The sequence below is a fragment of the Rhodococcus sp. FG69 genome (genome assembly GCF_057808915.1).
The window spans coordinates 79,880-86,996 of record NZ_JBMDIX010000025.1; the positions used below are offsets into that span (position 1 = coordinate 79,880).

At 63.8% G+C, this 7,117-nt stretch carries 8 protein-coding genes; 4 read left to right on the forward strand and 4 right to left on the reverse strand.

The features are described from left to right. Positions 1-13 precede the first annotated feature (13 nt). The gene (locus ACODSO_RS19220) at positions 14-922 is read right to left on the reverse strand and encodes an SDR family oxidoreductase (RefSeq protein WP_489038384.1); all 909 of its coding nucleotides are present in this window, start codon (positions 920-922) and stop codon (positions 14-16) included. Beyond that, a complete protein-coding gene (locus ACODSO_RS19225; protein WP_489038386.1) occupies positions 919-1,782 on the reverse strand; it encodes an SDR family oxidoreductase in 864 nt (287 codons plus the stop codon). The genes ACODSO_RS19220 and ACODSO_RS19225 overlap by 4 nt, the downstream gene beginning before the upstream one ends. Before the next feature lie 65 nt (positions 1,783-1,847). Between ACODSO_RS19225 and ACODSO_RS19230 the strand changes: the two genes are divergently transcribed. Genes ACODSO_RS19230 through ACODSO_RS19245 form a run of 4 tightly spaced genes read left to right on the forward strand, consistent with a single transcriptional unit; the run spans position 1,848 to position 5,327 of the window. Then, positions 1,848-2,624, forward strand: a complete 777-nt coding sequence (locus ACODSO_RS19230; protein WP_489038387.1) for an enoyl-CoA hydratase family protein — start codon at positions 1,848-1,850, stop codon at positions 2,622-2,624. Beyond that, positions 2,621-3,493 (forward strand): CoA transferase subunit A, encoded by an 873-nt coding sequence (locus ACODSO_RS19235; protein WP_489038388.1) that lies wholly within the window; start codon positions 2,621-2,623, stop codon positions 3,491-3,493. Before ACODSO_RS19230 ends, ACODSO_RS19235 begins: the two co-directional genes overlap by 4 nt. After that, positions 3,490-4,248, forward strand: a complete 759-nt coding sequence (locus ACODSO_RS19240) for a CoA-transferase subunit beta (RefSeq protein ID WP_489038389.1) — start codon at positions 3,490-3,492, stop codon at positions 4,246-4,248. Before ACODSO_RS19235 ends, ACODSO_RS19240 begins: the two co-directional genes overlap by 4 nt. Continuing rightward, a complete protein-coding gene (locus ACODSO_RS19245; protein WP_489038390.1) occupies positions 4,245-5,327 on the forward strand; it encodes an NAD(P)H-dependent flavin oxidoreductase in 1,083 nt (360 codons plus the stop codon). Before ACODSO_RS19240 ends, ACODSO_RS19245 begins: the two co-directional genes overlap by 4 nt. On the opposite strand, the gene ACODSO_RS19250 is transcribed toward ACODSO_RS19245, so the two are convergent. Together ACODSO_RS19250 and ACODSO_RS19255 are read right to left on the reverse strand one after the other, a co-directional pair. Then, positions 5,308-6,459 carry an acetyl-CoA C-acetyltransferase gene (locus ACODSO_RS19250; protein WP_489038391.1) on the reverse strand — a complete coding sequence of 384 codons (1,152 nt, stop codon included), beginning with the start codon at positions 6,457-6,459 and terminating at the stop codon, positions 5,308-5,310. The genes ACODSO_RS19245 and ACODSO_RS19250 overlap by 20 nt on opposite strands. A gap of 351 nt (positions 6,460-6,810) precedes the next feature. Beyond that, a complete protein-coding gene (locus tag ACODSO_RS19255; RefSeq protein ID WP_489038392.1) occupies positions 6,811-7,062 on the reverse strand; it encodes a hypothetical protein in 252 nt (83 codons plus the stop codon). Positions 7,063-7,117 lie beyond the last annotated feature (55 nt).

Consider the following 7,117-nt stretch of genomic DNA (forward strand, 5'->3'; position numbering starts at 1 on the left):
CTGGCACTCCAGGTCAGCGCGCGCCGTACACGGGTACCGGCGTCTCTGAACGTGACAGCAGATCACGAACTGCCGGACCGATTTTCGACGGATCCCATCGTGCTCCGTTGTCGATGGACGGACCGTGACGCCACCCCTCGGCCACTCGAACGATGCCTCCTTCCACTTCGAAGATGCGCCCGGTGACGTCCCCCGACTCGGCGCTACCGAGCCAGACCACCAGGGGCGAGACATTTTCGGGCGCCATCGCATCGAAACCGCTCGTAGGCTCGGCCATGTCCTCGGCAAATGCGGATTCGGTCATGCGCGTGCGCGCAGCTGGTGCGATCGCGTTGACCGTGATGCCATAGCCGGCGAGTTCGCTGGCGGCAACCAGTGTCAGCCCCGCGATTCCCGCTTTCGCCGCGGAATAGTTGCCTTGCCCGACGCTTCCCTGCAACCCCGCGCCGGAGCTGGTGTTGACGATGCGGGCATCGACCGGACGGCCGGCCTTGAACTCTGATCGCCAGTACGCAGCGGCGTGGCGCAGCGGTGCGAAATGTCCCTTGAGGTGTACACGGATGACGGCATCCCACTCGTCCTCACCCAGGTTGGCCAGCATGCGGTCGCGTAGAAAACCCGCATTGTTGATCAGCACATCGACCGTTCCGAACTGCTCGACCGCGGTGCCGATCAACCTGCCTGCGCCAGCCCAGTCCGCGACATCGTCCGAGTTCGCGACGGCGTGGCCACCTGCAGAACGGATTTCGTCCACCACGTCCTGTGCGGGGCCTGCCGAACCGTTCGACCCATCGATCGAGACGCCGACATCGTTGACCACGACCTTGGCGCCCTCGGCTGCGAATGCGAGCGCGTGCGCGCGTCCGATCCCGCGGCCGGCTCCAGTGACGACGACGACGCGGTCTCTGCACAGATCTGTCATGAACGATCCCTCTCCGAATCAACTGTTGCTCTGTCGGTGTCTGCTGTCTTGTTCGTAGTTGCCGCCTCGAGGAACGCGGGTCGCTCGCCGCCTCCGTGGACGGCCAGCATCGCTCCGCTGACGTAGGCGGCGGCGGGTGATGCCAGGAAAACCGCGCACGCGCCTACATCTGCGGGCGTGGCGAGTCGTCCCAACGGGACGGTACGTGCGACGGCAGCGACGCCGTCCTCACCGCCGTAGTGCAGAGCGCTCTGCTCGGTCTCGACCATGCCGACGTTCAGTCCGTTGACGCGGACCTTGGGTGCCCATTCGACGGCCAGCGACGTCGTGAGGTTGTCCAGTCCAGCTTTGGCGGCTCCGTACGCTGCCGTGCCGGGGGAGGGGCGAAGCGCGCTCACGCTGCTGATCATCGTGATGGACCCGCCCGTAAGCTGCTGCTGCATAACCTCGTTGGCTGCCCGGGCAACCGTCAGGGGCGCGAGGAGGTTCAGCTCGATGATCTTTCGGTGAAAGCGTCCGCTGGCCTCCGCTGCCAGCGCGAACGGGGAACCACCTGCATTGTTGACAACGGCATCGAGTCGTCCGTGTCGCTTCATGATGTGCGCGACGAGATCGGATACTTCTTCCTCGCTTCGAACATCGCACGCCAGGAACTCGGCTTCGCGGCCACCCACGACTATCGGCGTGTCAGGCTGTCGTCGTGCGCAGGTGATCACCACGTACCCGGCATCGAGGAAGGCTCGTGAAATTCCGACACCGACCCCGCGTACCCCGCCGGTGACCAGTACGACCTGACCATCTCCAGCTGGCGGCACCGCTACCTCCTCGATCGTAAGGATCGACGAACTCCATGAGCGCATCGGTTCGACTGTGTTAACTTACCAAGCACATGCTTGCTTTGGACGAAAAAAGTAAGGATCGAATTTTGACTGTCACCGTTTCCACGCCAGAACCCGGCATCGTCGCTGTCACGATCGACTACCCGCCGGTGAATGCGATTCCCGTGCAGGGGTGGTTCGACCTTGCGCGCGCAGTCCGTGAAGCAGGGGAGGATACCGAGACCCATGTAGTCGTCCTTCGGGCCGAGAACCGAGGATTCTGTGCCGGGGTCGATATCAAGGAAATCGAAAGGTTCTCGGGCTACGACCATCTCATCGGTGCCAACAAGGGATGCGCGGCCGCCTTCTCGGCGGTCTACGACTGCGAGGTACCGGTCATCGCTGCAGTGCAGGGTTTCTGTCTCGGCGGAGGCATCGGGCTAGTCGGTAACGCCGACGTGGTCGTGGCCTCCGAAGACGCTAGCTTCGGCGTTCCCGAAGTCGATCGTGGTGCCCTCGGGGCCGCGACGCATCTCGCCCGTCTCGTGCCCCAACACCTCATGCGAACGCTCTATTACACGGCTCGCCCGATCGATGCGAAAGCATTGCAGCACTTCGGCTCCGTGTACGACGTCGTCCCGCGCGACGAACTCGACGAAGCGGCGCTACGGATCGCCCGCGACATCGCAGCAAAGGACACGCGGGTCATTCGAGCTGCGAAAGAGGCGCTGAACGGGATCGATGTGCAGCCGGTTCACCGCAGCTACCGGTTCGAGCAAGGATTCACCTTCGAGCTCAACCTCTCGGGCGCAGCCGACGAGGCGCGTCGAGCCTCCCTGCGCAACAACTTTCGAGCAACAACCGAAGCGAACGAAGGCAAATGAGCACACCCGCACGACGTGACAAGACCACCACCCTCGAATCGATCATGGCGGAACTCTCCGATGGGATGACGATCGGTATCGGCGGCTGGGGGTCGCGCCGAAAACCGATGGCCGCGGTGCGGGCACTGCTGCGCTCGCCCCTGAAAGACCTCACCATCGTGTCGTACGGGGGACCGGACGTGGGTTTGCTCTGTGCTGCCGGCAAGGTTCGGAGAGTGGTCTTCGGGTTCGTCTCGTTGGACTCCATCCCGTACGACCCGTGGTTCGCAAAGGCCAGGACGACAGGTTCGATAGAGGTCCGCGAGGTCGACGAAGGCATGCTCAACGCCGGCCTGCGCGCGGCTGCAGCGCGGCTGCCGTTCCTGCCGATTCGGGCCGGACTCGGTTCGGACGTGATGACCTACTACCCCGAACTGCGCACAGTGCGGTCCCCGTACCCGGTTGCCGACACCGAGGACTACGAGGAACTCGTCGCGATGCCGGCGCTGAACCTCGACGCGGCGTTCGTTCATCTCAATCGTGCGGACGCGAGTGGGAACGGTGTCTACCTCGGACCAGACCCGTACTTCGACGATCTGTATCTACTTGCTGCACGGCGCCGCTACCTGACCTGTGAGCACATCGTGACCACGGCCGAGCTCGTCGCCGCTGCACCGCCGCAGGCCATGTTGACCAATCGCATGATGGTCGATGCAGTCGTCGAGGCACCGGGTGGCGCTCACTTCACCTCGTGCGTACCGGACTACAACCGAGACGAGGAGTTCCAGAGGGCATACGTTTCGGCCGCCGCCAACGATGACGACTGGTCGATCTTCTACGAGAACTATCTGTCGGGAATCAGCGTCGGCAACTCCGAGGTGGCGAAGTGACAACTCCTACTGTGACCGTGACCCGAGCAGAGATCTGCGCGACCGCGTGCGCCGACCTCCTCGCCGGAGCGGGCGAGATCATGGCCAGCCCGATGGGGTTGATGCCGAGTATCGGTGCACGGCTTTCGCGTTCGACCAACGAACCGGATCTCCTGCTGTCCGACGGTGAGGCCTATCTGCTCGACGACACCCCGGCGCTCGGAGCTCGGGGCACTCTCGAGGGGTGGATTCCGTACCGAAAGGTGTTCGACGTGGTCGCATCCGGACGGCGGCATGTGATCATGGGCGCCAATCAGCTCGATCGCTTCGGCAACCAGAACATCTCCTGCTTCGGGCCGCACGCGCAGCCGACCCGGCAGATGTTCGGCGTTCGAGGCGGTCCGGGCAACACGATCAATCACCGCACCAGCTACTGGGTTCCCAGGCACTCGGCTCGAGTGTTCGTCGAACGCGTCGACATGGTGTCCGGCGTCGGGTACGACAGGCTTCGCGACAACCCATCGGCTCGGTTTCTCGACGTCCATCGCGTCGTGACCAACCTCGCTGTCCTTGACTTCTCGGGCCAGGACAAGTCCATGAGACTGCTTTCCGTGCATCCGGGCGTGTCCGTCGGCGATGTAGTGGACGCAACAGGGTTCGACCTGGACATCTCCGTCGTCGTCGAGACCCGAATGCCGACAGAACACGAGCTGCACCTGATCCGCAACGACATCGATCCGCGCGGTGCGCGCGAGAAGGAGGTGCCGACGCCGTGACGCGATTGAAGACCGCCTTCACCGAGCTCGTCGGAGTGGAACATCCCGTCGTCCAGACCGGAATGGGCTGGGTCGCCGGACCGCGGCTCGTCGCGGCGACATCCAACGCGGGCGGTCTCGGCATTTTGGCGTCGGCAACGATGACGTACGCCGAACTGGACGCGGCGATCGCCAAGACGAAAGCGGCGACCGACCGTCCGTTCGGAGTCAACATCAGAGCCGATGCCTCCGACGCGGCAGAGCGCGTCGAATTGCTGATCCGGCAGAACGTTCGCGTCGCATCGTTCGCGCTCGCTCCGCGGCCTGAACTGATCGCCACTCTCAAAGATGCCGGAGTCGTGGTGATTCCGTCTATCGGTGCGGCCAAACATGCGACGAAGGTCGCAGGATGGGGAGCCGACGCGGTCATCGTGCAGGGGGGTGAAGGCGGCGGGCACACCGGTCCGGTAGCAACGACATTGCTGCTTCCCTCGGTGCTCGATGCCGTCGACATTCCTGTTGTCGCCGCCGGTGGTTTCTTCGACGGTCGAGGCCTGGCTGCAGCACTGTCCTACGGCGCGGCAGGCGTCGCGATGGGGACACGATTTCTCCTCACTCAGGAGAGCACGGTTCCGGACGAAGTGAAGGACCGATATCTCGCGTCCGGCTTGGACGGAACCGTCGTCTCCACTCGGGTGGATGGGATGCCCCACCGAGTCCTGCGCACGCCGCTGGTGGAATCGCTGGAGAGTTCCTCGCGGGCACGGGGTTTCCTCCACGCGGCCCGCAATGCGTCGAAGTTCAAGAAGATGACCGGCATGTCCGTCTCCACGATGCTTCGGGACGGTATGGCAATGCGGCACGGAAAGGATCTGTCCTGGGCGCAGGTATTGATGGCTGCCAATACACCGATGCTTCTCAAGGCCGGACTCGTGGAGGGCAACACACAGGCGGGCGTCCTCGCATCCGGGCAGGTGGTCGGCATGCTTCACGATTTGCCCACCTGCGCCGAATTGATCGAAGCGATTGTCGCGGAAGCAATCGCCTCGATCGACCGGGTCGCCGAGCTAGTGGAACGACCTACCCGAGTCGTTCGATGATCGTCACGTTCGCGGTTCCTCCACCCTCACATATCGTCTGCAGTCCGTAGCGGCCCTGGGTGCGCTCGAGCTCGCACAGTAGCGTCGCGAACAGCTTTGTTCCGGTCGCACCGAGTGGATGGCCCAGTGCGATGGCGCCTCCGTTGACATTGACCTTCGCGGGGTCGGCCCCGAGCTCTTGCATCCAGGCAAGCACGACGGGGGCGAACGCCTCGTTGATCTCGATGACGTCGATGTCCTCGATCGAGAGTCCTGCCTTCTTCAATGCGTACTTGGTAGCAGGGATGGGTGCACTCAACATGTAGATCGGATCACTTCCGCGGGCGCTGAGATGATGTACTCGGGCGCGCGGGGTCAGCTCGTACCTTCGAACTGCCGACTCGGACACAAGCAGTGCGGCACTGGCGCCGTCGGAAATCTGACTCGCAAGGGCAGCGGTGAGACGACCGTCGGGGACCAACGTCGGCAGCGACGCCATCTTCTCGAGCGAGGTGGACCTCGGACCCTCGTCCACAGTGTGGCCGTCCACCGCGACGATTTCTCGGTCGAAGCGACCTTCGTGTATCGCGGCGCGAGCCCGGGTGTGGCTCGACAGCGCAAACTCCTCCATGAGTTGTCGGCTGATGGACCACTTTTCGGCGATCATTTCTGCGCCGCGGAACTGCGATACTTCCTGTTTGCCGTATCGATGCTCCCAGCCGGCCGAGCCTGCGAACGGGGTGTCGAACCCGTACTCACGTCCGGCGGTCATGGCGGCCGCGATCGGGATCTTGGACATGTTCTGAACCCCGCCCGCTACGATCACGTCCGCGGTTCCGCTCATGATTGCCTGCGCTGCGAAATGGATGGCCTGTTGGCTGGATCCGCACTGTCGGTCGACCGTCACGCCCGGTACCTGTTCGGGGTAACCGGCCGCCAACCACGCCGTACGGGCAATGTTCCCAGCCTGGGGCCCGATCGCATCGACGCATCCGAAAATGACGTCGTCGACGTCGACGGGGTCTACCGGAGTTCGATCGAGGAGTGATCGAAGGACTCCAGCACCCAGATCGGCCGGATGAATCTCGGACAGAGCGCCGCCACGTTTGCCGATGGGCGTTCGAACGGCGTCGACGACGTAGGCCTCGGGCATGTCTCTCCTCGCGATTGGGCACCACCGAATCACAGACGTCGGCGGTTGTCTCCCCGCGATCGTAACAACCAAGCAATTGGTTAACTAGAGAATCGACGCTTCCATTGCACAGTGGTTGTTGCGGTCAGGGTGTTCTGGGCCCGGTGCGCGGACGCCCGGTTGTTCCTCGCACCACCAGTTGCGGCTCGATCACGATGTCGCAGCTCTCGGCGCCGTCGTCTTCCAAGCGAGTCACGGTGAATTCGAGCGCTTCAGTCGTCGAAACCCATGATCGAGATCTCACCGGGAATGGAGATGCCGGCTCTGGTCAGTTCGTCCATCACACGAGGGCGGATCGATCGTTGCCCGCCATCACTGCAGTTGGCAGGACCGACTCGTCGAGTAGGAGTCGCGCGGCGGCCGCTCCTGCGTTCTCGTCGTGTGCGCCCGCGAGAACGCGGGTGTGCGCGCAACCCGTGCCGACCCATGGGGGCGACGTACCCGTCTCGACGACAGCAGCACCTCGTAGCCGGCCGCCTCGGCCGCCGTCGTATGCGCGGCAGGTGTGAAGTCGCTCGAAACCGGGGAGCGCGTCGCCGTGGAGATGGTGGATCGGACGTCCATCTGACCTATTGCACGACTTTCGGGGGGGGGGGGGGGGGGGGGGGGGGGGGGGGGG

What these genes read in the sequence shown, in the direction of transcription:
- ACODSO_RS19220 (WP_489038384.1), bottom strand. Translation starts at nt 922, where the DNA reads ATGACAGATCTGTGCAGAGACCGCGTCGTCGTCGTCACTGGAGCCGGC.
- ACODSO_RS19235 (WP_489038388.1), top strand. Translation starts at nt 2,621, where the DNA reads ATGAGCACACCCGCACGACGTGACAAGACCACCACCCTCGAATCGATC.
- ACODSO_RS19225 (WP_489038386.1), bottom strand. Translation starts at nt 1,782, where the DNA reads ATGCGCTCATGGAGTTCGTCGATCCTTACGATCGAGGAGGTAGCGGTG.
- ACODSO_RS19250 (WP_489038391.1), bottom strand. Translation starts at nt 6,459, where the DNA reads ATGCCCGAGGCCTACGTCGTCGACGCCGTTCGAACGCCCATCGGCAAA.
- ACODSO_RS19255 (WP_489038392.1), bottom strand. Translation starts at nt 7,062, where the DNA reads ATGGACGTCCGATCCACCATCTCCACGGCGACGCGCTCCCCGGTTTCG.